Below are 25,326 nucleotides of genomic sequence, written 5' to 3' on the forward strand. Positions count from 1 at the left end.
CCCTTAACCCAGCCGCGCCAAAGCAGCGCCCAGCCGTTCGACTTCGGCGCTGTGGTGTGCGTGGTCGGCGCGGGCCTTTTCGACCGCTTCGGGCTTGGCGCGCTCGACGAAGTTCGGGTTCGACAGGCGACCCTCCAGCGACTTGGCCTCCTTCATCGAAGCCTCGCGCGCCTTGGTGAGGCGTGCCTTTTCGGCCTCCACGTCGATCAGCCCTTCGAGCGGCACGATGAAGATGTCGTTGCCCACGTTGACCTGCATTGCCGCCCCTGCCGGCGCTTCGCCGAAATGCACGGCAGACAGCCGCGCCACGCGGTCGATCGCGGGGAAGTTACGCTCGATAATGCCGTGCGCCGGACCTGCCGTGCTGGTCAGCCATGCCTCCAGCTTTGCGCCGGGCGCGAGGCCGAGTTCGTTCTTCGCAGCGCGCAGGGCGGAGGTAAGGGCGATCAACCACTCGACCTCGGCCTTGGCGTCGGCATCGACACTGGCGTCGGGTTCGGGCCACTTGGCGACGATCAGTTCATACGGGCGCGTCGTGCCCGAGGCGGCGGCCTGTGCGTGCCACAGTTCCTCGGTGATGAACGGCATGAACGGGTGCAGCATGACGAGAATCTGGTCGAGCACCCAGCCGGCGACGGCCTTGGTCTCTTCGTCGAAGTTGCCCTTCACCAGTTCGATGTACCAGTCGCAGAACTGGTCCCAGACGAAGTGATAGATGATGTTCGCCGCCGCATCGAAGCGCAGGTCGGCCATCGCCTTGTCGAGCTCGGCCGCGGTTTCGACGACTTCGCCGACGATCCACTTGTTGACCGCGCTGGTCGCAGCAGGGGCCGCCAGCGTGTCCGATGCGCCGATGCCGTTGGACTGGCAGAAGCGGGCCGCGTTCCACAGCTTGGTCGCGAAGTTGCGGTAACCCTCGACGCGCTTTTCATCCATCTTCACGTCGCGGCCCTGGCTTTCCATGGCGGCCATGAAAAAGCGCAGCGCATCGGCGCCGTACTGGTCGATGAGGCCGAGCGGGTCGACGACATTGCCCTTGGACTTCGACATCTTCGCGCCGTCTGCCGCGCGGACGAGCCCGTGGAGATAGAGCTTCTTCCACGGCACCTCACCCATGAACTCCATCCCCTGCATCGCCATGCGCGCATCCCAGAAGAACAGGATGTCGAAGCCGGAGACGAGCAGGTCGTTCGGGTAGTGCTTTTTCACCAGATCGGTGTTGTCCGGCCAGCCGAGCGTGGCGAAAGGCCAGAGAGCGGAGGAGAACCACGTGTCGAGCACGTCGGGATCGCGGGTCAGCGACTTGTTGCCGGCCAGAGCCTGCGCTTCTTCCTCGCTCTCGGCGACGAAGACTTCGCCGTCCTCGGCATACCACGCCGGGATCTGGTGGCCCCACCACAGCTGGCGCGAGACGCACCACGGCTGGATGTTTTCCATCCAGTTGAAGAAGGTCTTTTCCCAGGTCTTGGGCACGATCTCGATGCGCCCGTCGCGCACAGCCTGCATCGGCGGCTGCGCCAGAGTCTCGGCATCGACGTACCACTGGTCGGTCAGCCACGGTTCGATGACCACGCCGCCACGGTCGCCATAAGGCGTCTGGATCGTGCGCGGTTCGGCGTCGTGTTCGGTCTCGTTGCCCTCTTTGTCCTTCACCACGTGCGGGATCAGGAAACCCAGCGCCTTCATCTCGGCAACGACCATGTCGCGCGCTTCGAATCGGTCCTGCCCTAGGTAGTTTTCGGGGATCAGGCCATCAGCCGTCTGCACCACGCGGGCATCGCCATCGAGCATGTTGAGCATGTCGCCCGGCGCGATGCCGGCGCGCTTGCCTACGTCGAAGTCGTTGAAGTCGTGCCCCGGCGTGATCTTCACAGCGCCCGAACCCAGTTCGGGATCGGCGTGTTCGTCGGCGACGACCTTGAAGCGGCGGCCCGTTATCGGCTGGAGGATGTCCTTGCCGATGACCGACTTGTAGCGATCGTCGTCGGGATGGACGGCCACGGCCATGTCGGCCAGCATCGTTTCGGGGCGCGTGGTGGCGACCTCGATGTAGTCCTGACCGTTATCCAGCTTAACGCCGTCCGCCAGCGGATAGCGGAAGTGCCAGAAGCCGCCCTGAACCTCGCGGGTCTCGACCTCAAGGTCGGAAATCGCGGTCTTCAAGGCAGGGTCCCAGTTCACCAGTCGCTTGTCGCGGTAGATCAGGCCCTTGTTGTATAGGTCGACGAAGACCTTGAGCACGGCCTTCGTGAAGTGCGGGTCCATCGTGAACTGCTCGCGGCTCCAGTCCATCGAACAGCCAAGGCGCCGCAGCTGGCGCGTGATCGTGCCGCCCGACTGGCCCTTCCATTCCCAGACATGGTCGAGAAACTGCTCGCGCGTCATGTCGGTGCGCTTGATCCCTTGCGAGTTCAGGTTGCGCTCCACCACCATCTGCGTCGCGATGCCCGCATGGTCGGTGCCCACGACCCACAGCGCGTCCTTGCCGCGCATGCGTTCATAGCGGATCACGATGTCTTGAAGCGTGTTGTCGAGCGCGTGGCCGATGTGCAGGCTGCCGGTGACGTTCGGCGGCGGGTTCACGATCGTGAAGGGGGCCGCGTCGGGGCGTTCGGGGCGGAACAGCCCTTCGCTTTCCCAGTGGGCAAACCACTTCGCCTCGATCCCGGCCGGGTCGAAGGTCTTGGCCATCTGCGTTTCGGTGCCCTGATCGGCGCTCGTATTGCTGGTCTCGCTCATGGCTCGGCCTTTGCCAGTGCCACAGGGGATGGGCAAGAGGGCGCGGGGCCGCATTTGCGCACGCCGATTGGCCAAGGGCGGGACAGGCGTGATTACAGGCGCTTGTCGCCACGCATATTTTCGCCCATGAGGCCTGTCATGCGCGAATGGGCGGATTTTGAAACGGTTGAGGGGGAAGGCGGCCCGGTCCTGCGGGTCAGCGGGCCTCTCACCGTTGCGGGTATCGCCCCGCTTGACCGGCGCTTGCGCGAAATCGACGCGCTGGCCGCGATCGACATTTCCGCCGTGACGCAGATCGATACCGTGGGTGCATGGACGGTCTGGCGCGCTTCGGGCGAACTGGATGCCCGCATCGACGGCGCGAGCGAGAAAGCGACGCGCCTGATCCAGGCGGTGCAGAAGGCGGAGAATACCGCCGCCATCACGCCCCACCGCGCAAGGCTGTTGGAACGCGTGCCCGAAGCGGTGGGCGAAAGGGTCGCCGAAATGGGCACCGGCGTGAAGGACATGGTCGGCTTCCTCGGCACGACGATCGCCGCCTTCGGTTCGCTGATCCGCCATCCCCGCCGTTTTCCGCACCTTGCCCTTGTCCACCAGATCGAACTGGTCGGCGTGTCGTCGCTGGGCATCATCGGGTTGATGAGCTTCCTGATCGGCATCGTGGTGGCACAGCAGGGCGCTGTGCAGCTGCAGCAGTTCGGCGCGGAAATCTACACGATCAACCTTACCGGTCGCCTCACCTTGCGCGAACTGGGCGTGTTGATGACGGCGATCATGGTCGCGGGCCGTTCGGGCAGTGCCTTTGCCGCGCAGATCGGCACGATGAAGCTGACCGAGGAAGTCGACGCGATGCGCACGATCGGCGTTTCGCCGATGGAGCGGCTGGTCGTGCCGCGCATTCTTGCCGCCGTGCTGATGATGCCGGTCCTCGGCTTCTATTCCTCCGTCATCGCGATCATCGGCGGTGCGTTCATCGCCAATTTCGCGCTCGATATCCCGTTCTGGACTTTCCTTTCGCGCATTCGCGAAGTTGTGCCGATGACGGACCTTTGGGTCGGGCTGGTCAAGGCGCCGGTCTTCGGCCTGATCGTGGCGATGAGCGGGTGCTATCAGGGCATGCAGGTTTCCGGCAATGCCGAGGAAGTGGGCCTGCGCACGACGCTGGCCGTGGTGCAGGCGATCTTCATGGTCATCGTGCTCGATGCCTTCTTCGCCGTCTTCTTCACCGAAATCGGGTGGGACTGATGGGCAGCGAGAGAGCAGGCGAACTGATCCGCGAAGCGCAGGGGGAGGCGCACAAGGGCGCGCCCGAATTCCACGGCGAATATCCCATCGTGGTCGAACACATCACCAACCGCTTTGGCCAGCAGGTCGTGCACGAGGACTTGTCGCTGAAAGTAAAGCGGGGCGAGATTCTCGGCGTCGTCGGCGGATCGGGTACGGGCAAGTCGGTGCTGATGCGTTCGATCATCGGCCTGCAGATCCCGGCAGAGGGCGAGATCGAGGTGTTGGGCCAGTCGATCACCGATGCCGAGGAAGACGAGGATATCGACATCCGCAGCCGCTGGGGCGTGCTGTTTCAGGGCGGCGCGCTGTTCTCCACGCTGACGGTCGCCGAAAACGTCGAGGTTCCGCTGAAGCAGTTCTATCCCGAACTGTCGGATGAACTGCGCCACGAAATCGCCCGCTACAAGGTGCGCCTGTCGGGTCTGCCCGAAGAAGCGACGAGCAAGTACCCGTCGGAGCTTTCGGGCGGTATGAAGAAGCGCGCCGGCCTTGCCCGTGCGCTGGCGCTCGATCCCGAACTCCTGTTCCTTGACGAGCCGACGGCGGGCCTCGACCCGATCGGCGCGGCGGGATTTGACAGCCTGACGCGGGAACTTGCGGACACTTTGGGACTTACCGTTTTTCTGATCACCCACGATCTCGATACGCTTTACGCGATCTGCGACCGGGTGGCGGTGCTGGCGGACAGGAAGGTCATCGCGGTCGGGACGATCCCCGAACTGCTGGCGACCGATCATCCGTGGATACAGGAATATTTCAACGGCCCGCGCGGACGTGCGGCCGAGGCAAGCTATCACCGGACCGAAAGCGGCACGACGGACAAGGCCGGCCACGATGGACAAAGTGATTAGGGGCGAGGCATAGACGACTGGCATGGAGACACGGGCAAATCATCTGTGGGTCGGGGCGGTCACGCTGGCGTTGTTGGTGGCGCTGGCGGCGTTCATCATCTGGATCGCGCGCCTGAACGAAGGGTCGCAAAACGAATACGACATCTTCTTCAAGCAATCGGTCAGCGGCCTTGCGCGCGGTTCCGAAGTCGCCTTCTCCGGCGTTCCGGTGGGACAGGTGAAGCGGATCGAGCTGTGGCCCAAGGACCCGCAGTTCGTGCGCGTTCGCATCCAGATCGACGAGGAAGTGCCCGTCACCACGCTGACCACCGCCAGCATCCAGGGCAGCTTTACCGGTGTGTCGACCATCCTGCTGGAAGGGGCGACCAAGGAAGCGCCGAAGCTGACCAAGATGGGCCCCGAAGGTGTGCCTGTCATCCCCACCAAGCGCAGCGGGCTTGGTGAATTGCTGGCGAACGCGCCATTGCTGATGGAGCGGCTGGCCACGCTGACCGAACGGCTGACGATGGTGCTGTCCGACAGGAACCAGCAATCGATCGAGGGGATTCTGGCCAATACCAACCGCATGACGCGCGATTTGGCCGATGCCACCCCGCGCATCGATGCGACGATGGCCGAATTGCAGGCGACCTTGCGGCAGGCGAACATGACGCTGGCCGAATTCCAGAAAGTCGCGACGTCGACGGATCAGCTGATCAACGGCGAAGGCGCCTCTCTGGCAGACCAGATGCGCGATACGCTTACCGCCGCGGAACGTGCGGCGAAGGAGATCGAGGCGGTGGCCCGCGACACGCGGCCGGCCGCGCGCCAGATTTCCGAATCCACGCTGCCCGCGGCAGAGGCTGCGATCCGCGATTTGCGAACCACGACGCGGGCCTTGCGCAATCTTACCGAAAAGCTTGACGACGAAGGTGCCGGCGGACTGATCGGCGGCGGCGGCAAGCTGCCGGAATATGAGCCGTGACGGGTTTGGCCCCGATGGAGATGAAATTGATGTTCAAGCGCCTGTCCGCTTTCGCAGCGCTCGCGCTGCTGCCCGCATTGGCCAGCTGTGTGTCGATCGGCGGCAGTGCCGAACCGCCGGAGCAGCTGATCACTTTCACGGCCCGCGAAACCGCCCCTGCCGGAGCATCGAGTACAGGTGAAGTGACCGACGCCATCGTCGTTCTGGAACCGGAGGTGGAGGACAGGCTGGACGTGAACCGCGTGCCGGTGAAGGTGGATGCAACAGGCGTCGCTTACCTTAAGGACGCGGTCTACGTCGACCGTCCGGCGCGCCTGTTCCAGCACCTGCTTGCCGAAACGCTGCGCGCCCGCAAGGGCGGTCTGGTAATCGAGGGCGAGGATCCCGGCGTTCTGGTTTCGACGCGGTTGTTCGGTCGCATCATAGAGGCAGGGTACGACGCGCAACGCTCCAGCGTCAGCGTGATCTACGACGCCGTTGCGATCGCGCCCGATGGCAAGATGCGCCAGCGCCGCTTCGCCTCCACGGTGGAGGGTGTGCCTGCCGATGCCGCATCGGTCGCGCCCGCGCTCAACGACGCGGCGAACGATGTCGTTTCACAGACGGTGACTTGGCTGACGGGTAAGTAACCAACCAAAGCTGGCGTCAGGCCTTCACCAGCTGCGCCAGTTTCGCGGCAAGGGTGAAGCCGGCAAGCCGCCCGTCGCGGCGGGCAAGGGCATCGCCGTTCCAGCCCCACTGGATCGCCTGCCAGTCTTCCTCCAGATTGGCGGCGGCGAACAGGGCGTCGATGTCGGCCCCGTCTTCCAGCGATGCCAGCGCGATGGTGAGCGATGCGGCAATGGATGCCATGTTCTGCACTGCCACCAGCGTGAGGGGATCGAACGCTGCGACTATTGCGCGCAGCCGCGCCATTGTCGCTTCTGCCTGCGGGGCGTGGAGCACGCCCTCGGCCCGGGTGAAGGCAAGCCCTTCGCGCTCCTCTATCGTGCGCAGCACCGGTTCCCACGCCTCTTCCTGCCGCTTGCGCAGGGAATCGCCCGCATCGGCGCGGTAGCACAAGGTGTCGGTATCGCCGTACGGCAGGATCGCCGCGATCGCGATTTCCGGATCGGTGGCCACCCGGTCGATCGCGTAATCCACCATGTCGCGCAGCGGAAACGTGGCCGGGTCGATCTCCTCGCCCTGCGCGTTCCATTCGGCTGCCAGCGCGTCTGCCAGCGCCTGCGTCGGCACGACTTGCGCCTTGCCGCCCTGTGTTTTCAGAGGCCGGGTATCGAGCGCGACCTGCCAGCCGCCCTCCACCCCGAGAACGGTCGCTTCCCTGTAGAAACGCTTCACGACTTGTCAGAACTCCACATGCGGGCCAGCAGGACGGGGACAAGGAAGGCATCGCTCGCCCCGATCAGGGCCAGTGCCCAGGTCCAATCGGTGGGCACTCCTTCGAACCACGGCGCCCGCCCGTTCGCGGCCAGCACCGCGTAGATGAACAGGGCGATGCCGGCGACGCGGATCGACTGGATCGCGGCCCAGCGGGCGAATGCGGGATCGGGCTGGCTCATTGCACGGCCTCCAGCATGGTGCGCAGTTCGTTGATCGTCTGCGCCACGCCGCGCGCGCCGCTGGCGAACAGTTCGTCGTCGTCGTGATAGCCCCAGCCCACGCCCAGCGCCGTCACGCCCGCGCTTTGGGCCATCACCATGTCGAAGCTGGTGTCGCCGATCATCACCGCATCGGCGGCGGTGATCGCCGTTTCGAACAATACCTGCTCGATCATCGCGGGATGCGGCTTCGACGGGTGCCGGTCTGCCGTCTGCAGGCTGGCGAAAAGGCCCGTAATGCCGTGTTCGGCAAGGCAGTGGGCAAGGCCCCTGTCCGATTTGCCGGTGGCGACCGCCAGCGTCCAGCCCGATCCGTGCAGGTGGCGCAGCAGGTCCTCCATCCCTTCGAACAGGGGTTCGTAGACCAGACCCGCATCGCGCTGCCGGCGAAAGGCGAGGCGGTAGCGTTCGGCCAGCATGTCCTGATCCTGTGACGAGCTTTCGGGCAGCAGCATTGCCATCGCCTGCGGCAGCGACAGGCCGACCGCGCGCCGGATGACCGTGCGGGACGGCGCAGTCAGGCCGGTTTCGGCAAAGGCTTCCTCCATCGCGAGGCAGACGTTCGCCTGCCCGTCGACCAGCGTGCCGTCGCAGTCGAAGATCGCCAGCCGCTTCATCGTGACGCCGGTCTGCCCATCATCGTTTCCCGCCCCTGCCACCTGCGGGCTTGGCGCCCGGACGACCGGTGCCGCGCGGCTTCGTGCCGGTTGGCTTTTTCGCGCCCGGCTTGCCGCTCGTGCCCGGCCTGCCGCTCGCTCCGGTCTTGCCCTTTTTCGGCGCGGCCTTGCCGGTGCGAGGGCCGCCATCCTTGCGCGAACGCCGCTCGCCCCGACGTTCCTTGCGATAGGTTTTCGCATGGCGCTTGGCGACCTGCTTCTTGTCTTCGCGCGTGAGCGGGGGCGGGCCGGTTTCCGGTTCGGCATCGCTCATCGCTTCGTCGAAGCCCAATTGCTCCATGCTCGCGGCGAAATGTTCGGGCAGGGCGGCGGTCACGTCCAGCGGCGCGCCGTCGGGATGGTCGATTATCAGGCGGCGGGCGTGGAGGTGCATCTTGCGGCTGATGCTGCCGGTCAGGAACGCGGCCTGCCCGCCGTACTTGCCATCGCCCACGATTGGGTGGCCGATGGCCGCCATGTGCACGCGAAGCTGGTGGGTGCGGCCCGTCAGCGGTTCCAGTTCGACCCACGCGGCGCGATTGCCCGCCCGGTCGACCACGCGGTAGCGGGTCTTTGCCGGTTGCCCCTCTTCATCGGGCATCATCTTTTCGCCGCCGGTACCGGGCTGCTTGGCAAGTGGCAGGTCGATCGTGCCATGCGCGATATCCGGCACGCCGACGACCAGCGCCCAGTAGATCTTCTTCGCCGAACGACCGGAGAACCGCTTTGAGAAAAACGCCGCGCTGCCCGGTGTCGCCGCCGTCAGCAGGACGCCGGAGGTATCCTTGTCCAGCCGGTGGACAAGGCGCGGGCGCGGATCGCGATCCGAACGGGTGAATGCATCGAGCAGCCGGTCGACGTGGATGTTCGTGCCGGTGCCCCCTTGCGTGGCAAGGCCGGGCGGCTTGTTGAGCACGATGGCGGCGCGGTCGCGGTGCAGCAGCATCGCGTCTGCCTGCTCCAGCTCTTCCTCGGTCAGCGGTACCCGCTGGCGGGGCGAACGGTCGGGCGTGGCGCCGCCGGGCGGTACGCGGATCTGCTGGCCCGTCGCCAGCCTGTCTTCGGGCTTGGCCCGCTTGCCGTCGACACGGATCTGGCCGGTGCGCGCCCAGCGGCTGATCGTGGCAAAGCCGATCTGCGGCAGGTGCCGTTTGAACCAGCGGTCCAGCCGCACGCCGTCATCGTCGTGACCGACTGTGAACTGGCGGACTTCGGTATCTGGCTGGTTCATGCCGAAATCCTCATGATCGAAAGGCCCAGAAGCAGGCCCGCGATGCCCGCGGCCAGCGAAACCGCGACATAGACAAGGGCAAGGCCAAGGCTGCCGCGCTGCGACAGGGTCACGATTTCAAGGCTGAACGATGAAAACGTGGTGAAGCCGCCCAGCAGGCCGACCGCGAGAAGCAAGCGCAGCCCTTCCGAACCGATGCCGCGATCGCTGCCGTGGCGGGCCAGCCAGCCGACCAGCAGGCCCATGCACAGGCTGCCGATCACGTTGGCGGCCAGCGTCGCATAGGGAAAGCCCAGCGACGCGCCGGGAAACAGCTTGCCCACCATGCGGCCAAGGTGGAAACGCATCAGCGCGCCGGTTCCGCCGCCAAGGGCGACGAGGAGCGAGGCGGAGAAGGAAGACGGAACGATCATTGCCGCTCCCCTAGCGGTCCGGTGCGATTTGCGAAAGGGTAACGGTCTGTGGTATATAGGCAACATCGAATGGCGCGGCATGTGGCTCTGTCGGGCTTTGGGTGCTTGCTTTTCCCGGCCATCGCTGGTAGCCGCCCCGCCGTTCTGGCCGATTCCGTGCGGGATTCGGCCTCTTTGTATTTTTCATGTCGGCACGCGGCACCTTCATCACGCCAGCCCGCCGTCGAAACGGAAACCGAGGTAGAAGCTTTTTATGCAAATCATGGTTCGCGATAACAATGTCGACCAGGCCCTCCGCGCTCTCAAGAAGAAGCTGCAGCGCGAAGGTGTGTATCGCGAAATGAAGCTGCGCCGCCACTACGAAAAGCCGAGCGAGAAGCGCGCCCGTGAAAAGGCAGCCGCCGTTCGCCGCGCCCGCAAGCTGGAGCGCAAGCGCATGGAACGCGACGGTTCGCGCTAAGGCGCAGCCGAAGGCCGGACGCGCGCAAACACTCTTGCCGCGCCCGCCTGCTTGAGCCAAAGGGGCGCCTGACATTCGTCGGGCGCCCTTTTTGCTGCCCGACTACCGCAGAATTTCCCCGCAAGCGGGCGAATCACGAAAGAGGACGATCATGGCCGAAGTCACCCGCGTTCCCCTGCAGCCGATCGGCAAGGGCATTCTGGGCAAGCTGTGGCTGGGCGTCGCCGTCGCGATCCTGCTGGCCGCCGGTGCGGCGTGGGCCACTGCCTACAAGGGTGTGACGGTCGATACGCTGTCCGCCGGCACCGGTGCCAGCCCGTCGGGCGACGACATGGTCCTCGTCACCTACGAAGGGCGCCTTGCCGACGGCACCGTCTTCGATTCGGGTGAGCGCGTGCCGTTCCCCGTCAACGCGGTCGTGCCCGGCTTTACCCAGGCGCTGCAGAAGATGCAGAAGGGTGGCCGTTACGAAGTCTTCATCCCCTCCGCGCTCGGCTACGGCGGGGAAGCACGCGGCACGATTCCCGCCAACAGCGACCTCTACTTCACCGTCGAACTGGTCGATTTCCGCACGCAGGCCGAGATCGAGGCGATGCAGCGCCAGTTGCAGCAGATGGGCGGAATGCCGGGTATGCCCGGTATGCCGAGCGCTCCCGAAGGTGCCGGTCAGGGCGCGCCGACCGAATAAATTTCATGCGGGCGGGGCCAAGCCCCACTCTCCCGCTTGGCAAGGGCACAGGCGCGCGCTAACCCGCGCGCCATGTCTGTCGATAAAGCAACGGTCGCCAAGATCGCCTCGCTGGCCCGCATCCGCGTAACGGATGCAGAGGTCGAGGCGATGGTCCCTGAACTCAACCAGATCCTGGACTGGGTGGAGCAACTGGGCGAAGTCGACGTCACCGGCGTAGAGCCGATGACGGCGGTGATTCCCAACACGCTCCGCCTGCGGGACGATGTTGTCGATGCCGATCCGCTGACCGGCGGCGGCGTGCGCGACAAGGTTCTCGCCAACGCTCCCGCGCCGGAACACGGTTTCTTCGGCGTGCCCAAGGTGATCGAATAATATGACCGAACTTACCGAACTCACCGTCGCCGCCATCCGCAAGGGTGTTGCAGGTGGCGATTTCACCGCCGTCGAAGTGGCAGAAGCGTTCAACGCCAATGTCGCCGCGGCCAGCCAGCTCAACGCATTCATCGTCGCGACGCCGGAAAAGGCGATAGAGGCGGCGCAGGCCGTCGATGCCAAGCGCGCGAAGGGCGAAGAGCTTGGCAAGATGGGCGGCGTGCCGATCGGCATGAAGGACCTGTTCGCCACCAACGGCGTGCAGACCACGGCGGCCAGCCACATGCTGGAAGGCTTCGTTCCCCAGTACGAATCGACCGTGTCGCAGAAGCTGTGGGACGCGGGCGCTGGCATGCTGGGCAAGCTGAACCTTGACCAGTTCGCCATGGGTTCGTCGAACGAGACGAGCTATTTCGGCAACGTGATCAGCCCGTGGCGGCGCAAGGACGGCGGTAACGCCGATCTCGCCCCCGGCGGTTCGTCGGGCGGTTCGTCCTCTGCCGTTTCGGCGCGTCTATGCCCGGCGGCGACCGGCACCGATACCGGCGGCTCCATCCGCCAGCCTGCGGCCTTCACCGGCATCACCGGCATCAAGCCGACGTATGGCCGCTGTTCGCGCTGGGGCGTGGTGGCCTTTGCCTCCTCGCTCGATCAGGCAGGCCCGATGGCGCGCGATGTTACCGACTGCGCGATCATGCTGGAGGCGATGGCAGGCTTCGACCCGAAGGATTCGACCTCGCTCGACATGCCGGTTCCCGCATGGGAAGCGGCCCTCAATCCCGATATGAAGGGCAAGAAGGTCGGCATTCCGCGCGAATACCGGATGGACGGGATGGACCCCGAAATCCTCAAGTCGTGGGACGATGGCATCGCGTGGCTGAAGGATGCAGGCGCAGAGGTGGTCGACATCTCTCTGCCGCACACGAAGTTCGCGCTTCCTGCCTACTACATCATCGCGCCGGCAGAGGCTTCGTCGAACCTCGCGCGCTATGACGGTGTGCGTTACGGCCTTCGCGACTTGCCTGAAGGGGCAGGCCTGCAGGACATGTACGCCGCGACCCGCGCCGACGGTTTCGGGCCGGAAGTGAAACGCCGCATCATGATCGGCACTTACGTGCTGTCGGCAGGTTTTTACGACGCCTACTACAACCAGGCCCAGAAGGTCCGCGCGCTTATCGCCCGCGACTTTGAACAGGCTTGGTCGCAGTGCGATGTGATCCTCGCCCCCACGTGCCCCAGCGCGGCCTTCGCGCTTGGCGACAAGACGAGCGATCCGCTGTCGATGTACCTCAACGACGTCTTCGCCGTGCCTGCCTCATTGGCCGGTCTTCCGGCGATGAGCGTGCCTGCGGGCCTCAACAGCGAGGGCCTGCCGCTTGGCCTGCAGATCATCGGCAAGGCCTTTGACGAGCAGGGCGTGCTGAACGCCGGCCTCGCAATCGAACAGCGCGCCGGGTTTACGGCCAAGCCGGAGAAATGGTGGTGAGCATTAAATCTAGCGCCCCTTCCACCGCCTTCACGATGATGAAGCCAGTCCTATTTTTGGCGCGGATGCTGGCGAGGGAAGGGTCGTTCCCTCCTTCATATCTCGGTGGTTTTGAGAGGCTCGTGAATGATGTTCTTGACGAGCTTAGTCAGGCTGAAATGACTGACAAAGAGCGTGATATGGTGAGGAACGAGGTAAAGGAAATCATCGCTTCTAGCCGTAGAGATGCAGGATTAGAATGAGCGAATATCGTATCCAGGGCGCGACGGGCGAATGGGAGGTCGTGATCGGCCTCGAGGTTCACGCGCAGGTCACCTCGAAAGCCAAGCTGTTTTCGGGCGCTGCGACCGCTTTCGGTGCAGAGCCGAACACGCAGGTTTCGCTTGTCGACGCGGCGATGCCGGGCATGCTGCCCGTGCCCAACCGCGAGTGCATCCGTCAGGCCGTCCGCACCGGCATGGCCATCGATGCGCAGATCAACAAGTGGAGCCGGTTCGACCGCAAGAACTACTTCTACGCCGATCTTCCGCAGGGATACCAGATCAGCCAGCTCTATCACCCGCTGGTGGGTGAGGGGTATCTGGACATTGCGCTGGACGACAAGGATCCGGAAAACACCAAGCGCATCGGTGTCGAACGCATCCACGTCGAGCAGGACGCGGGCAAGCTGATGCACGATCAGCACCCGACGATGAGCTACGTCGATCTCAACCGTTCGGGCGTCGCGCTGATGGAAATCGTGTCGAAGCCCGACATGCGCTCGCCCGCAGAGGCGGGTGCTTACGTGCGCAAGCTGCGTTCGATCCTGCGCTATGTCGGCTCGTGCGACGGCAACATGGAGGAAGGCTCCATGCGCGCGGACGTGAACGTGTCGGTCCGCAAGCCGGGTGACGAGTTCGGCACGCGCACCGAGACGAAGAACGTGAACTCGGTCCGCTTCGTCATGCAGGTTATCGAGTACGAGGCGAACCGGCAGGTCGACGTGATCGAGAATGGCGGCAAGGTCGATCAGGAAACCCGCCTGTTCGACCCCGACACCGGCACGACACGCACGATGCGTTCGAAGGAAGACGCGCACGACTATCGCTACTTCCCCGATCCGGACCTGCTGCCGCTGGAACTGGACGATGCCTTCATCGCCGAATGCCGCGACAGCCTGCCCGAACTGCCCGATGCCAAGCGGCACCGGTACGAGAACGAGCTGGGTCTCACCGCCTATAACGCCGGACAGCTTACCGCCGATGTCGATGTGTACCAGCGTTACGAGGCGATCCTCGACGCGACATCGGACAAGACCGGCAAGAGCGAGAAGGATGTCGCCACGCAGGTTGCGAACTGGGTGCTTTCGGTCGCACCGGGCGTGAAGAACGCCACGGAAGGCGCGATCGATGCGCATGACACGACCGCTGCCAATGCCGCAATCATCGCGCTGTCGGCTGCGGGCACCGTTTCGGGCGGTCAGGCGAAGGAGATCTACGAGATCGTCCTCAAGACGGGCCGCGAACCCGACGAGATTGCCGAGACCGAGGGCCTGAAGCAGAACAGCGACACCGGCGCGATCGAAGCGGTGGTGGACGAGGTTCTCGCGAATAATGCCGACAAGGTCGAGGAATACCGCGGCGGCAAGGACAAGCTCTTCGGCTTCTTCGTCGGCCAGACGATGAAGGCCATGAAGGGGCAGGGTAATCCCGCCGTCGTAAACGAGATCCTGAAGGCGAAGCTGGGCTGATCTGGCCGCTTCGCCGGAGGCCATGAAAAAGGGGCCGCAGGCATTGCACCTGCGGCCCTTTTTTTCGCGTGCGGTCAGCGCGGGTCAGCCGGCGCGCTTGCCGGTCATCGCCATCGCGCCGAAGGGCGTGGTCATCGTGCCGGTGATCGCTTCGCCATCGACTGTCGCCTTGCCGTCGATCGTCATCGGCATGGGCGCGGTCATCGTGACCTTGAAGGTGAGGTCGTTGCCGTCGATCAGCCCGTCTTCGATATCGATGGAGCCGAGAGGGCCGGTGAACGCGCCGGTAAAGGTCTTCCCGTCATCGGCGGGCACGACGCTGAACGTGCCATTCTGGTCGCCCATCGGGGTTTTCGTGGTGACTTCGTAGGTTCCGCCTACCGACATTGCTGGTTCCTCCTGATCGTTTGCAGACGATCTACCGCGCGGTTTGTCCTGCATCAATTGCATTGCGTCTGCACGAACCTATGTTTCGTTGACGGGTGAGGCGACGCACGATCGCAACGTCGAAAATTCGTGCGCCAGTCCTTGTGTTGTAAAATTACAACACTATCTGAAGTCGGTACTCAGCGAAGGACCTTGCATGAATCTGGAAAAGTTCACCGACCGCGCGAAAGGTTTCCTGCAGGCTGCGCAGACCGCGGCTATCCGCATGAACCACCAGCGCATTTCGCCCGATCATATCCTGAAGGCCCTGTTGGAAGACGGCGAGGGCATGGCATCGGGCCTGATCCAGCGCGCCGGCGGCAACCCCGCACTTGCACAAACTGAAGTCGACAAGGCTCTGGCCAAAGTGCCTGCCGTTTCCGGCGGCGGTGCCCAGCAGACGCCGGGGCTCGACAACGATGCCGTGCGCGTGCTGGATCAGGCCGAACAGCTGGCCACCAAGTCGAACGACGCTTACGTCACGGTCGAACGCCTGCTGCTTGCCCTGACGCTGGCGACGACCACGTCTGCCGGACAGGCATTGAAGGCCGCCAACCTCACGCCGCAGGCGCTGGAGGCTGCGATCACCGAATTGCGTGGCGGTCGCCGTGCCGATACGGCGAGCGCGGAGGAAAGCTACGACGCGATGCAGAAGTATGCGCGCGACCTGACCGCCGCCGCGCGCGAGGGCAAGCTGGACCCCGTGATCGGGCGCGACGAGGAGATCCGCCGCACCGTGCAGATCCTTGCCCGCCGTACCAAGAACAACCCCGTCCTGATCGGCGAACCCGGCACCGGCAAGACCGCCATTGCCGAGGGGCTTGCCCTGCGCATCGCCAACGGCGACGTGCCCGACAGCCTCAAGGACCGGCAGCTCATGGCGCTCGACATGGGCAGCCTGATCGCCGGTGCGAAGTATCGCGGCGAGTTCGAGGAACGGCTGAAGGCCGTGCTGGACGAGGTGAAGGGCGCCGAGGGGCATATCATCTTGTTCATCGACGAGATGCACACCCTGATCGGGGCGGGCGCGTCCGAAGGCAGCATGGATGCCGGCAACCTGCTGAAGCCCGCGCTGGCCCGCGGCGAACTGCACTGCATCGGGGCCACCACGCTGGACGAATACCAGAAGTACGTGGAGAAGGACGCGGCCCTGCAACGCCGCTTCCAGCCCGTCTTCGTGGACGAACCGACGGTGGAGGACACGATCTCGATCCTGCGCGGCCTGAAGGAAAAGTACGAGCTGCACCACGGCGTGCGCATCACCGACAGCGCGATCGTTGCCGCCGCCCAGCTTTCGAACCGCTACATCTCCAACCGCTTCCTGCCCGACAAGGCCATCGACCTGATGGACGAGGCGGCGAGCCGCATCCGCATGGAAGTGGAATCGAAGCCCGAGGAGATCGAGACGCTCGACCGGCGGATCATCCAGTTGAAGATCGAAGAACAGGCGCTTCAGAAAGAGACCGATCAGGCCTCTCAGGATCGCCTTGCGACCTTGCGCGACGAGCTGGCGAACCTGGAGCAGCAGTCCAGCGAACTGACCACCCGCTGGCAGAACGAGCGCGACAAGATCGCGGCCGAGGGCAAGATCAAGGAAGCGCTGGATGCCGCGCGCATCGAACTGGAACAGGCGCAGCGCAGTGGCGATCTCGCCAAGGCCGGCGAGCTTTCCTACGGCAAGATCCCCCAGCTGGAAAAGCAGCTTGAGGAAGCGCAGGGGCAGGCCGACAACGCTCTCTTGCGCGAGGAAGTGACCGAGGACGACATCGCCGGCGTCGTGTCGAAATGGACCGGCATCCCCGTCGACAAGATGATGGAGGGCGAGCGCGAGAAGCTCCTCAAGATGGAGGAGGTGATCGGCAAGCGTGTCATCGGGCAGGAACAGGCCGTGGTCGCCGTATCAAAGGCGGTGCGCCGTGCGCGGGCGGGGCTTCAGGACCCGAACCGTCCGCTGGGCAGCTTCCTGTTCCTCGGCCCCACGGGTGTCGGCAAGACCGAGCTGACCAAGGCGCTGGCCGAGTTCCTGTTCGACGACGACAGCGCGATGGTGCGCATCGACATGAGCGAGTTCATGGAGAAGCACGCCGTCGCCCGACTGATCGGTGCGCCTCCGGGCTATGTCGGGTACGAGGAAGGCGGCGTGCTGACCGAGGCTGTGCGGCGCAGACCCTATCAGGTCGTGCTGTTCGACGAGGTGGAAAAGGCGCATCAGGACGTGTTCAACGTACTGCTGCAGGTGCTGGACGACGGCCGGTTGACCGACGGGCAGGGCCGCGTGGTCGATTTCTCGAACACGCTGATCATCCTCACCTCGAACCTTGGCAGCCAGTACCTTGCCAATCTGGACGAAGGGCAAAAGGTCGAGGATGTCGAGCCGCAGGTGATGGAAGTCGTGCGCGCCCATTTCCGCCCGGAATTCCTGAACCGTCTGGACGAGATCATCCTGTTCCACCGCCTTGCGGCAGAGCACATGGCCCCGATCGTGGAAATACAGGTGGGCCGCGTTCAGAAGCTGCTGAAGGACCGCAAGATCGTGCTGGACCTGACAGACGGCGCGAAGAAGTGGCTGGGCCGTGTCGGTTACGATCCCGTCTATGGTGCAAGACCGCTGAAGCGTGCGGTGCAGCGCTACCTGCAGGACCCGCTGGCCGAAAAGCTGCTGGCCGGCGAGATCCCCGACGGCAGCACGGTGAAGATCGACGAGGGAGACGGCGCGCTGGAGATGCGGGTGGAGTAACTATCCGGCCGACCCGCAAAAGAAGAGGCCCGGGAACCGAAGTTCCCGGGCCTCTGTGTTTGCCCGTGGCAATCGATCAGAAATCGACACCGAACTGAAAGCGGATCGAACGCGGCGTCTGGTAACCGAGCGGGTAGCCGTAGTCACCACGCGGACGGCCCGAATCCTGAGTGCCCAGTTCGCGAATATCGGTGACCGCCTGCGAGTTGAAAAGGTTGAACACGTCGATACGGAACGTCGCGTTGATGTCGTCGCTCGGGACCTTGAAGATGCCCGACAGGTTCACGAATGTCGTCCAGTCGCTTTCCAGCCTCGAACCACGCGGCGTGACCGACAGCGAAGTCGGGTCCACATAGTTATTAGAGAAGCCGGAATAGTTCGGATCGGTGATCACGTTTCCGCTCTCATCGAGGTTACAGTAGAAGCCTGCCGCACCATAGGCCCCAGCATAGGGGTCGACCTGTCGCGGAACGCGACCGATACAGCCAAATTTACGCGGCGAACGCACCTGCGCCTGAAGACCCAGCGTGAACCATTCCGTTGGCGCATAGGAGCCGTAGAACTTGAACTGGTGACGTGAGTGACCCGGCAGGTAGCCATAGGCCCCGTTGGTCAGACCCGGCTGGTCGAACGCGGTGGTCAGGCCGGAGTCGGTCTGGCCGTTATCCGAGCGGATGCCGCCTTCGATATTACCCTTGAGCACCGAGTAGGTGTAGTTCGCACCTGCGCCCCACTTGCCGTCGAACGAACGATCGAACGTAGCAGTGATCGCCTTGTAGGTGCGCTTCGCCTTCGGATAGCCCAGATCTTCGGCGCTGAAGTCGACTGTGCGCAGGCCGTCCTCGCCATCGATCGGGTCGCTCAGCGTGATGGTCGCGCCCGCACCCGGGTTTACCAGCACATACTGATGGAAACCGGTCCAGACCGAATCGCAGCCTTCGATGTTTTCGGCTTCGCAATAGGCATTGACGGCAGCATCGACCGCGATGTCTTCGAGCGATTCATTCAGCTTGCGATAGATGCCGAACAGGCCGACCCGGATGCGGTTGCTGAGCGAGTGCTCAAGACCCAGCACGAACTCATCGGTCGATTGGGGCTTAAGGTTCTTGGCAACGGTTGCTTCGGTTGGCGTTGCTACACCGTCAGAGATCAACTCGCAGTTTTCAACGCCGGAGTCGGGGCAAGCCTGCGCGTTTTCGAAGCCGAGAAGCGGATCGCCGTAAATCGGCGTGCCGTCCGGATTGACACCGGCCACGGCGAAGTAACGCGTGTAGTCGAGTTCTGCACCGGCAAGGCGGATGTTGGTGTTCGCCGCGATCGGCAGGTAGTACCGGCTGAACGAACCGTAGACCTTGGTGCGACCGTCGCCGAACGGGTCGGCGGTGAACGCAAGGCGTGGTGCCCATGCGTCGCCCGATTCGTAGTAGGTTTCGCCGTTGACGTTATCGTTGGAGAAACGGTCGTTACGAATGCCCAGGTTCAGCGTCAGACGATCGTTGAGAAGCGACCAACTATCCTGAATGTAGAACGCTTCGTTATCGGACTTGAACGTTCCACCATTCTCGAACGTACGAGCCGACACGTAGGTCAGATCGGGAATGGAGGTGTATGTGTCACCTGAGCCCGAGTTGAAGTATTCGTAGGCAACACCTCCGGTGTAGCTGGTGAGCGAGAATGTCGTCAGCTTTTCCCGGTCATAGCCAAACTTGAAGTGGTGCTTACCCACGAAGTCGACGTACACGTCGGCGTCCGCGCGATAGAATTCACGTGTGTCATTGTTGGTTTCGATGATGTTGACGGGATTACCAGACAGAGTCGGCGTGAAATCGCCGCTGCTGTCCAGAATGAAGGCATAATCCGGCTGTGTTGACGACACGTTGTCGCGGCGCTTGTTCTTTCCGTATGCGGCCGAAAGCGTCAGCCAGTCGGTGAACTGGCCCGTGTAACGACCGACGTAGTTCTCACCACCCGATTCGTAGATTGAAGTCGATGTGTAGGGCCCATAGTAAGCTGCATCATCAAGACGGCTGTCGTAAGCACCGCCGTCTGCATCGACGACGTCGTATGCCTTGTCCTTCCGACTTTGACTGGAATTGAAATAGGTCAGTTCGAAGCGGTGACCGTCGAACGGCAGGAAATCAATCTTGCCGCCATAATAGGGCTTGTTGAACGTGCGGCGCAGCGCGTTCGAGCCGGTAGCGTAGGGAGCCACCGTGGTCGGCACCAGAACCGGCTGTCCGGTCACCGGATCGATGTCCGCCGGGATCGTGTTGCCTTCGTCATCCATGCTTTCAGGCTGAAGCACAGTGTTCGGGTTGCTGGTGGTCAGGATGTCGTCATTGCGGTTGTAGTTAACCGAATAGAACGCATAGGCGAAAAGGCGATCCTTGATGATCGGGCCCGACAGGTAGAAAGTCGATTCGATTTCTTCGTTATAGTCTGCGGCGTTGTAATCGATCAGCGTATTCGGAGCCTGTTCGTAGCCCCATGACGGCGCGTACGAAATGAGGGCGCCGCCGTGCAGCTCGTTCGAACCCGACTTGGAAATCGCGTTGACGAAGCCGCCGGTGAAGCGGCCGAATTCTGCCGGAACGCCGCCGTTCTTCACTTCGACGGTGTCGTAGAATGAGAACGGCACTTCGACCGAGCCGAGACCCTGGCGGAAGTCGGTGATGTTCAGGCCGTTGAAGAAATAGGTATTTTCGGAAACCGAACCGCCGGCAAGGGCGGGAAGGTTGCCAAATGCGGTATCGCCAGAGGTCGTGCCGGGAGCCAGCAGAACGACCGATGTAAGATCGCGCGCAATCGGAACACGGTCGCTGAGTTCCTGAACGTCAACGACGGCACCGACGGTCGTGCGGTCGAAGTCCGAAACGCGGATGCGTGCTCCTGTGACGATAATTTCGTTGCCCGAAGCAGTTGCTCCGCTCGCGGGGACCAGCTGGAACGAGTTGCCGCCGGTGTCCTGATTGAGCGTGATGCCCTTTTCGATGTACGTACCGTAGGACGGGGCAGTCACTGTGAAGGTGTACGCGCCCTGGGGCAGGGCAGGAATACGGTACGAACCCGAGGAGTCGGTCGTCGAAGTGCGTGAGAAGCCCTGCGAGTCGGAAGTGATGGTGACGGTCGCACCGGCGATCGGCGCGCCAGCGTCATCGATCACGCGACCAGTGGCGGTGACGTTGGTGTAATCTTGCGCAGAGGCGACAGTCGGCAGGGCGACTGCCGTCGCGCCAATGCCGACCAGAGCGAGCGCATTGAGGGCCGAGCCCGCCTGCAGCGCACGCTTGCGAATGGTGGTGATTTTCATGTGATGCAGTCCCTTTGCATTTTATGATCCCGGCCGTTTCCCAATGGCCGGGATATCTCCCCGCATGTGCATTTTCAGCGCTTCGGGAATTGAAGAGGCATCCAACATCGCCCCCCACATTGCAAAACCAGATAGTCTCAATTGAGAATATTTCAGGCAAACTGTTGCGTAATGAACACAGGCTGTTTCGATGGGCCGATCGGAGACGGGCGTTGGGGGAAGTTGCCAAGCGCGACCTTTTCGAAAGTTCCCGTTGTTCCACCCATTTTCCCGAAAAAACCGTCTGTTGCACATGCGAACGGTTGTTGCTTCGGTTGCCAGTGTAACCGTCTCGGTTGCGAACGTTACGAGTGGCGCAGCGCAATGCCGCGGAGATAGACTCTCTCGTAACTAAATGTGTCTTTTTCACAACACGACATTCGGGATGTTACTATTTCTTTGCGTTTGGGGAACATTTGCGTATCACGTGCCTCATGACCAAGGTTCAGCCCCGTCTTGCCGAATTCATGCCGTACCGCCTGTCGGTCGCATCCAATGCGGTCAGCAACCGGATCGCGGCTGACTACAAGGCCCGGTTCGGCGTCAACGTGCCGGAATGGCGCGTGATGGCGGTGCTTGGCGATGTCGGCGCGCTGACTCAGCGCCAGCTGGTGGGTGCCACTTTCATGGACAAGGTTGCCGTGAACCGTGCCTGCAAGGTTCTGGCCGATCGTGGACTCGTGGCGCGCAGTCCGAATGACAGCGACGGGCGTTCGCACTTGCTGGAGCTGACCGATTCGGGTCGCGAGATGCATGGCCAGATCATGCCACTGGCGCTGAGGCTGGAAGCGCAGCTTCTCGAATGCCTGACTGCGGCGGAGCAGCGGTCCCTGCGCAAGATCCTCGACAAGCTGTTCGCGCAAGTTCGCGATTCAGACCGGGACTGAACGGGCGCCGGATATTCCGGCGCTGCATTTCCGAAATCGAAAAGGGCGGGGGAACCGATTGGGTTCTCCCGCCCTTTCGTTTGGCCGTTTCCCTCTCGCGGCTACTTGCTGCGGTTGAGGAACGTGTCGGAGATCGCACAGGCCGCCGGGCCGAGGATCACGATGAACAGAACCGGCAGGATGAACATGATCAACGGCACGGTCATGATCGCGGGAAGACGGGCGGCCTTTTCCTCTGCACGCATCATGCGTTCGTTGCGGAATTCGGCCGAGAGCACGCGCAGTGCGCTGGCAAGCGGGGTACCGTAACGCTCTGTCTGGATCATGGTGGTGGTCACGCCCTTCACCGCTTCCAGGTTTACGCGATAGGCGAGGTTGTCGAACGCCTGCTTGCGTTCGGACAGGAACGACAGCTCGATCGAAGTCAGTGCGAATTCGTCGGCAAGCTCGGGATAGGCGCGGCCCAGTTCCTTCGACACGCGGCCGAAGGCGGCGTCGACGGTCAGGCCGGCCTCTGCGCAGATGACCAGCAGGTCGAGCGCATCGGGAAGACCCTTGCGGATGAGGTTGGTGCGCTTGTCGATCAGGTTCTTCAGCCAGATGTCCGGGCCCTTGTAGCCAAACACCAGGATCGCGGCGAACGTGTTGAAGCGGCGTATACTGCCCCAGCTGGGGTACATGTCGGTCCAGTAGATCACCGTGGCTGCCAGCAGGCCGAGCACGATCATCAGGATCGGCCGCGCGGCAACCACGACATAAGCCAGTTCCTTGCGACGGATGCCGGCCTGCATCAGCTTCTGTTCGATCGTCGCGATCTGCGAATCCTGCAGCATCTTGAGCGAGCCGAGAACGTCGCGAATCTTGTTGGTGACGTCGGTCCTGCGCCGGATCGAGCGGCGGACGTTGACGGTACCCATCAGCCCGGCCTTCAGATCGTCGCGCCGGGCGTTCAGCGATTTGACGCGCTTTGCCATCGGATCGCGGACGGTAACCGCGGCATAGACCGCCATCATCGCGGCAAGGGCGGCGACACCGGCCAGCAAGGTTCCGACGAGGATGACGTCGAAGCCGAGAAGCGTGGGACCTGCGGGATTGTTGACCATTGTTTCTTACCTTTCCCGCTCAGATCTCGAAGCTGACCATCTTGTACATCACGAACCCGCCGATGCTCATCCAGACGAGCCCGCCCAGACCCGCGATGATCAGGCGATCGTCGGTGAAGAAGCCGCCGAGGTATTTCGGGTTCAGCATGTAGACCATCGTGAAGACGACGAAGGGCAGGGCACCGACGATATAGGCGGATGCCTTGGCTTCCGAGCTCATCGCGCGGATCTTCAGCTTCATCTGCATGCGGTCGCGCAGCACCTTGGCAAGGTTCGACAGCGTTTCGGCCAGGTTGCCGCCCGTCTCACGCTGGATGGCAAGGCTGATGCAGAAGAACTTGAATTCGGGCAGGTCCAGCTTGTCGGCGGTTTCCTGCAGCGAATCGTCCAGCGACTTGCCGACCTTCACCCGGTCGACCACGGCCCGGAATTCCTCACCCACCGGGCCGGGAACTTCACCGGCGACGACGGCCATCGTCTCCGTCACCGGCAGGCCTGCGCGCAGGCCGCGCACCAGCAGTTCGATGCCGTCGGGGAACTTGGAATTGAACGCCTTGGTCCGCTTGGCGATGAGGTACTTGACGGCGAGGTGCGGCACGCCTGCGCCCGCCATCGCTCCCACCGCAAGGCCGAGCAGCGGTGCGCCGAAGATCAACATGATCGGAAGCGCGACGAGAATGCCGATACCGGCCGATCCATAAAGGTACTGGTTGACAGTGATGTCCTTGCCCGTCCGGTCAAGCCGCAACGCAAGCGCCGCGATCTTGGAATCCGATCCTGCGGCATGGTGCGGTTTCACCCGGCGCGCGGCCACGGCCTTCTTGAACTGGGCCTCGACCTTCGCTTCGCCGTTTTCCGAGTGACGGAAGCGGATCTGCTGGAGGCGCTTGGTCTGCTGACGTGTGGCGGCAGAACCGTAAAGCACGATGTAGGCGATGAACATGATCGCGAACATGCCGAGGGCGATAATGCCGATTTGCGCGATATCCATCGTGAGCGTCCTTCAGTAATCCGTTCGTCAGCAGTTCGTCATGCCTGCGCAGGGCGAGTGGGGCTTCAAGCCTTCTGTTTGGACCCCAGCATCGAGCGCAGGTCGAACTTGTTCATCAGCGAAGCCTTGCCATCGCCGCCGCTCTGGGCTTCCTGCCCGCCGGCCGAAACGATCGCACGGCCAAGATCGCGCAGCGCGACCGAAGCCTTGCTGGAGCGGTTGGCGTCCACGAAGACCTGGCCGAGCTTGGCCGCCTGCGTCGCGGCCTTGATGTCGGCCGGGATGACGTAGTCGATCTTGCGTTCGATCGAGGCTTCGAAGTCGGCGCGGCTGATTTCGCCGGCACCCTGCGCGACGCGATTGGCGACGACGATGGGCTTCATGTGCTCGGCATGGCTCGACACCCACGAAAGGATGCGGATCGCATCGCGGGCCGACGCCAGCGTCAGTTCCGTCGCGAGGACGAAGACATCCGCCCCGTTCAGGATGTGCGGGAAGTTGATGAGCATGTTGCGCGGCAGGTCGACGACAGTCATGTCGAAAGCTTGGCGGAACTCGTCTTCCAGCTGCACGAAGGCCGAACCGTCCGTCATCAGCGGCGTATGGATCGGGGCTTCTGCCGACAGGACCGAGAGATGGTCGTTCGCGCGCACCATCGCACGTTCGATGAACAGTCCGTCGATGCGGCTGGGGTTGTCGATGGCGTCGGTCAGGCCGCGGCCCGGTTCCAGATCCATCGTCAGCGCGCCGGTGCCGAAGTGGACGTCGAGGTCCAGCAGGGCGGTCGGCAGCTTGTGTTCGGTGCTGAACAGCCATGCGAGCGATGTCGCGATGGTCGATGCACCGACACCACCGCGGGTGCCAACAACCGCCGTCATCACATGATCGCGCGCGGCGCTGCTATCGCCGGACGAGCGGGGGGCGTTGAAGACCGCCTGGCCCTGGATCAGCGCATCGCGCACGGCTTCCTCGGTCAGCGGTTTCAGGAGGTAGTCCTGGATGCCGCTGGCGGTAAGGTCGCGGTAGAGGCGAACGTCGTTCACCTGTCCGATCGCGATCACCACCGTGCCGGGTTCGCAAACCTCGGCAAGGGCGTTGATGTCGCTGAGCGGATCGCCGCATTCGGACAGGTCGACGACCAGGATCGAGGGGCTGGCAGAAACCGACAGCGTCTGGACCGCGTTACGAAGGCCGCCCTTGTTGCACTTCTCGTGGCTCATGCCGAGTTCGGACGCGGCATTGCGCACGACATCCATCGTCGCTTCGTCACACACGAAGGCAGCAAAGGTATCGCGATCGCCGTTGCCAGCCATACCCATTCCGGGATTCCAGGGAGCATTCATCGGTTTCATC

23 protein-coding genes are annotated in these 25,326 nt (G+C 63.3%); 12 read left to right on the forward strand and 11 right to left on the reverse strand.

The genetic code is table 11. The features are described from left to right. Positions 1 to 3: 3 nt before the first annotated feature. On the reverse strand, positions 4 to 2,739 hold the full coding sequence (locus A7A77_RS06940) for a valine--tRNA ligase (RefSeq protein WP_082835968.1): 2,736 nt from the start codon (positions 2,737 to 2,739) through the stop codon (positions 4 to 6). Positions 2,740 to 2,877: 138 nt separating this feature from the next. Here A7A77_RS06940 and A7A77_RS06945 point away from each other — a divergent pair, with 138 nt between their 5' ends. From A7A77_RS06945 to A7A77_RS06960, 4 genes are read left to right on the forward strand one after another with little or no spacing between them, the layout of a single operon-like run. Next, the gene (locus A7A77_RS06945; protein WP_066555679.1) at positions 2,878 to 3,984 is read left to right on the forward strand and encodes an ABC transporter permease; all 1,107 of its coding nucleotides are present in this window, start codon (positions 2,878 to 2,880) and stop codon (positions 3,982 to 3,984) included. Then, positions 3,984 to 4,877: an ABC transporter ATP-binding protein gene (locus A7A77_RS06950; protein ID WP_082835969.1), complete on the forward strand. Its 894-nt coding sequence runs from the start codon at positions 3,984 to 3,986 to the stop codon at positions 4,875 to 4,877. The genes A7A77_RS06945 and A7A77_RS06950 overlap by 1 nt, the downstream gene beginning before the upstream one ends. Before the next feature lie 22 nt (positions 4,878 to 4,899). Continuing rightward, positions 4,900 to 5,841 (forward strand): MlaD family protein, encoded by a 942-nt coding sequence (locus tag A7A77_RS06955; protein ID WP_066555681.1) that lies wholly within the window; start codon positions 4,900 to 4,902, stop codon positions 5,839 to 5,841. Continuing rightward, complete coding sequence (locus A7A77_RS06960) at positions 5,838 to 6,470, forward strand: ABC-type transport auxiliary lipoprotein family protein (RefSeq protein WP_245638417.1); 633 nt, start codon at positions 5,838 to 5,840, stop codon at positions 6,468 to 6,470. The genes A7A77_RS06955 and A7A77_RS06960 overlap by 4 nt, the downstream gene beginning before the upstream one ends. Before the next feature lie 16 nt (positions 6,471 to 6,486). Here A7A77_RS06960 and A7A77_RS06965 read toward each other — a convergent pair whose 3' ends face one another. From A7A77_RS06965 to crcB, 5 genes are read right to left on the reverse strand one after another with little or no spacing between them, the layout of a single operon-like run. Further along, positions 6,487 to 7,182: an ATP12 family chaperone protein gene (locus A7A77_RS06965; RefSeq protein WP_066555685.1), complete on the reverse strand. Its 696-nt coding sequence runs from the start codon at positions 7,180 to 7,182 to the stop codon at positions 6,487 to 6,489. Beyond that, positions 7,179 to 7,403 carry a hypothetical protein gene (locus A7A77_RS06970; protein ID WP_066555687.1) on the reverse strand — a complete coding sequence of 75 codons (225 nt, stop codon included), beginning with the start codon at positions 7,401 to 7,403 and terminating at the stop codon, positions 7,179 to 7,181. Before A7A77_RS06970 ends, A7A77_RS06965 begins: the two co-directional genes overlap by 4 nt. After that, positions 7,400 to 8,059: an HAD-IA family hydrolase gene (locus A7A77_RS06975; protein WP_066555689.1), complete on the reverse strand. Its 660-nt coding sequence runs from the start codon at positions 8,057 to 8,059 to the stop codon at positions 7,400 to 7,402. Before A7A77_RS06975 ends, A7A77_RS06970 begins: the two co-directional genes overlap by 4 nt. A gap of 19 nt (positions 8,060 to 8,078) precedes the next feature. After that, positions 8,079 to 9,329: an RluA family pseudouridine synthase gene (locus A7A77_RS06980; RefSeq protein WP_066555691.1), complete on the reverse strand. Its 1,251-nt coding sequence runs from the start codon at positions 9,327 to 9,329 to the stop codon at positions 8,079 to 8,081. Further along, positions 9,326 to 9,742: a fluoride efflux transporter CrcB gene (gene crcB / locus A7A77_RS06985; RefSeq protein WP_066555693.1), complete on the reverse strand. Its 417-nt coding sequence runs from the start codon at positions 9,740 to 9,742 to the stop codon at positions 9,326 to 9,328. Before crcB ends, A7A77_RS06980 begins: the two co-directional genes overlap by 4 nt. A 253-nt stretch (positions 9,743 to 9,995) precedes the next feature. On the opposite strand from crcB, the gene rpsU reads away from it, so the two are divergent. The 6 genes from rpsU to gatB all read left to right on the forward strand — a co-directional run bounded on the left by rpsU (position 9,996) and on the right by gatB (position 14,480). Then, positions 9,996 to 10,202 carry a 30S ribosomal protein S21 gene (gene rpsU, locus A7A77_RS06990; RefSeq protein WP_066555695.1) on the forward strand — a complete coding sequence of 69 codons (207 nt, stop codon included), beginning with the start codon at positions 9,996 to 9,998 and terminating at the stop codon, positions 10,200 to 10,202. A gap of 151 nt (positions 10,203 to 10,353) precedes the next feature. Then, positions 10,354 to 10,890, forward strand: coding sequence for an FKBP-type peptidyl-prolyl cis-trans isomerase (locus A7A77_RS06995; RefSeq protein ID WP_066555697.1), 537 nt, complete (start codon positions 10,354 to 10,356; stop codon positions 10,888 to 10,890). A 72-nt stretch (positions 10,891 to 10,962) separates the two neighbouring features. Continuing rightward, positions 10,963 to 11,265 carry an Asp-tRNA(Asn)/Glu-tRNA(Gln) amidotransferase subunit GatC gene (gene gatC, locus A7A77_RS07000; protein ID WP_066555698.1) on the forward strand — a complete coding sequence of 101 codons (303 nt, stop codon included), beginning with the start codon at positions 10,963 to 10,965 and terminating at the stop codon, positions 11,263 to 11,265. A 1-nt stretch (position 11,266) separates the two neighbouring features. After that, positions 11,267 to 12,751 (forward strand): Asp-tRNA(Asn)/Glu-tRNA(Gln) amidotransferase subunit GatA, encoded by a 1,485-nt coding sequence (gatA, locus tag A7A77_RS07005; protein ID WP_066555700.1) that lies wholly within the window; start codon positions 11,267 to 11,269, stop codon positions 12,749 to 12,751. Next, positions 12,742 to 12,993: a hypothetical protein gene (locus A7A77_RS07010; RefSeq protein WP_066555702.1), complete on the forward strand. Its 252-nt coding sequence runs from the start codon at positions 12,742 to 12,744 to the stop codon at positions 12,991 to 12,993. Before gatA ends, A7A77_RS07010 begins: the two co-directional genes overlap by 10 nt. Beyond that, positions 12,990 to 14,480, forward strand: a complete 1,491-nt coding sequence (gatB, locus tag A7A77_RS07015) for an Asp-tRNA(Asn)/Glu-tRNA(Gln) amidotransferase subunit GatB (RefSeq protein ID WP_066555704.1) — start codon at positions 12,990 to 12,992, stop codon at positions 14,478 to 14,480. Before A7A77_RS07010 ends, gatB begins: the two co-directional genes overlap by 4 nt. Before the next feature lie 84 nt (positions 14,481 to 14,564). Here the strand turns inward: gatB and A7A77_RS07020 are convergent, their stop codons facing one another. Further along, entirely contained in the window at positions 14,565 to 14,867 is a 303-nt protein-coding gene (locus A7A77_RS07020) for a hypothetical protein (RefSeq protein ID WP_066556048.1), read from the reverse strand. 196 nt (positions 14,868 to 15,063) lie between these two features. Between A7A77_RS07020 and clpB the strand changes: the two genes are divergently transcribed. Next, positions 15,064 to 17,643 (forward strand): ATP-dependent chaperone ClpB, encoded by a 2,580-nt coding sequence (gene clpB, locus A7A77_RS07025; protein WP_066555705.1) that lies wholly within the window; start codon positions 15,064 to 15,066, stop codon positions 17,641 to 17,643. Between the two features lie 76 nt (positions 17,644 to 17,719). On the opposite strand, the gene A7A77_RS07030 is transcribed toward clpB, so the two are convergent. After that, entirely contained in the window at positions 17,720 to 20,953 is a 3,234-nt protein-coding gene (locus A7A77_RS07030) for a TonB-dependent receptor (protein ID WP_066555706.1), read from the reverse strand. 473 nt (positions 20,954 to 21,426) lie between these two features. Here A7A77_RS07030 and A7A77_RS07035 point away from each other — a divergent pair, with 473 nt between their 5' ends. After that, entirely contained in the window at positions 21,427 to 21,879 is a 453-nt protein-coding gene (locus tag A7A77_RS07035) for a MarR family winged helix-turn-helix transcriptional regulator (protein ID WP_066555708.1), read from the forward strand. 101 nt (positions 21,880 to 21,980) lie between these two features. On the opposite strand, the gene A7A77_RS07040 is transcribed toward A7A77_RS07035, so the two are convergent. The 3 genes from A7A77_RS07040 to A7A77_RS07050 form a co-directional block, all read right to left on the reverse strand. Beyond that, positions 21,981 to 22,982 carry a type II secretion system F family protein gene (locus tag A7A77_RS07040; RefSeq protein WP_066555711.1) on the reverse strand — a complete coding sequence of 334 codons (1,002 nt, stop codon included), beginning with the start codon at positions 22,980 to 22,982 and terminating at the stop codon, positions 21,981 to 21,983. Between the two features lie 19 nt (positions 22,983 to 23,001). Then, complete coding sequence (locus tag A7A77_RS07045) at positions 23,002 to 23,973, reverse strand: type II secretion system F family protein (protein WP_066555713.1); 972 nt, start codon at positions 23,971 to 23,973, stop codon at positions 23,002 to 23,004. A gap of 65 nt (positions 23,974 to 24,038) precedes the next feature. Beyond that, positions 24,039 to 25,316, reverse strand: a complete 1,278-nt coding sequence (locus A7A77_RS07050; RefSeq protein ID WP_066556050.1) for a pilus assembly protein CpaE — start codon at positions 25,314 to 25,316, stop codon at positions 24,039 to 24,041. Positions 25,317 to 25,326 lie beyond the last annotated feature (10 nt).

The organism is Croceicoccus bisphenolivorans (genome assembly GCF_001634625.1).
Classification (GTDB): Bacteria; Pseudomonadota; Alphaproteobacteria; order Sphingomonadales; family Sphingomonadaceae; genus Croceicoccus; species Croceicoccus bisphenolivorans.

What these genes read in the sequence shown, in the direction of transcription:
- A7A77_RS06950 (WP_082835969.1), top strand. Translation starts at nt 3,984, where the DNA reads ATGGGCAGCGAGAGAGCAGGCGAACTGATCCGCGAAGCGCAGGGGGAG.
- A7A77_RS07050 (WP_066556050.1), bottom strand. Translation starts at nt 25,316, where the DNA reads ATGAATGCTCCCTGGAATCCCGGAATGGGTATGGCTGGCAACGGCGAT.
- A7A77_RS07020 (WP_066556048.1), bottom strand. Translation starts at nt 14,867, where the DNA reads ATGTCGGTAGGCGGAACCTACGAAGTCACCACGAAAACCCCGATGGGC.
- A7A77_RS06975 (WP_066555689.1), bottom strand. Translation starts at nt 8,059, where the DNA reads ATGAAGCGGCTGGCGATCTTCGACTGCGACGGCACGCTGGTCGACGGG.
- A7A77_RS06980 (WP_066555691.1), bottom strand. Translation starts at nt 9,329, where the DNA reads ATGAACCAGCCAGATACCGAAGTCCGCCAGTTCACAGTCGGTCACGAC.
- A7A77_RS07045 (WP_066555713.1), bottom strand. Translation starts at nt 23,973, where the DNA reads ATGGATATCGCGCAAATCGGCATTATCGCCCTCGGCATGTTCGCGATC.
- A7A77_RS06940 (WP_082835968.1), bottom strand. Translation starts at nt 2,739, where the DNA reads ATGAGCGAGACCAGCAATACGAGCGCCGATCAGGGCACCGAAACGCAG.
- A7A77_RS07040 (WP_066555711.1), bottom strand. Translation starts at nt 22,982, where the DNA reads ATGGTCAACAATCCCGCAGGTCCCACGCTTCTCGGCTTCGACGTCATC.
- A7A77_RS06955 (WP_066555681.1), top strand. Translation starts at nt 4,900, where the DNA reads ATGGAGACACGGGCAAATCATCTGTGGGTCGGGGCGGTCACGCTGGCG.
- crcB (WP_066555693.1), bottom strand. Translation starts at nt 9,742, where the DNA reads ATGATCGTTCCGTCTTCCTTCTCCGCCTCGCTCCTCGTCGCCCTTGGC.
- clpB (WP_066555705.1), top strand. Translation starts at nt 15,064, where the DNA reads ATGAATCTGGAAAAGTTCACCGACCGCGCGAAAGGTTTCCTGCAGGCT.
- gatA (WP_066555700.1), top strand. Translation starts at nt 11,267, where the DNA reads ATGACCGAACTTACCGAACTCACCGTCGCCGCCATCCGCAAGGGTGTT.
- gatC (WP_066555698.1), top strand. Translation starts at nt 10,963, where the DNA reads ATGTCTGTCGATAAAGCAACGGTCGCCAAGATCGCCTCGCTGGCCCGC.
- A7A77_RS07035 (WP_066555708.1), top strand. Translation starts at nt 21,427, where the DNA reads ATGACCAAGGTTCAGCCCCGTCTTGCCGAATTCATGCCGTACCGCCTG.
- A7A77_RS06995 (WP_066555697.1), top strand. Translation starts at nt 10,354, where the DNA reads ATGGCCGAAGTCACCCGCGTTCCCCTGCAGCCGATCGGCAAGGGCATT.
- A7A77_RS06945 (WP_066555679.1), top strand. Translation starts at nt 2,878, where the DNA reads ATGCGCGAATGGGCGGATTTTGAAACGGTTGAGGGGGAAGGCGGCCCG.
- rpsU (WP_066555695.1), top strand. Translation starts at nt 9,996, where the DNA reads ATGCAAATCATGGTTCGCGATAACAATGTCGACCAGGCCCTCCGCGCT.
- A7A77_RS06970 (WP_066555687.1), bottom strand. Translation starts at nt 7,403, where the DNA reads ATGAGCCAGCCCGATCCCGCATTCGCCCGCTGGGCCGCGATCCAGTCG.
- A7A77_RS07030 (WP_066555706.1), bottom strand. Translation starts at nt 20,953, where the DNA reads ATGAAAATCACCACCATTCGCAAGCGTGCGCTGCAGGCGGGCTCGGCC.
- gatB (WP_066555704.1), top strand. Translation starts at nt 12,990, where the DNA reads ATGAGCGAATATCGTATCCAGGGCGCGACGGGCGAATGGGAGGTCGTG.
- A7A77_RS07010 (WP_066555702.1), top strand. Translation starts at nt 12,742, where the DNA reads ATGGTGGTGAGCATTAAATCTAGCGCCCCTTCCACCGCCTTCACGATG.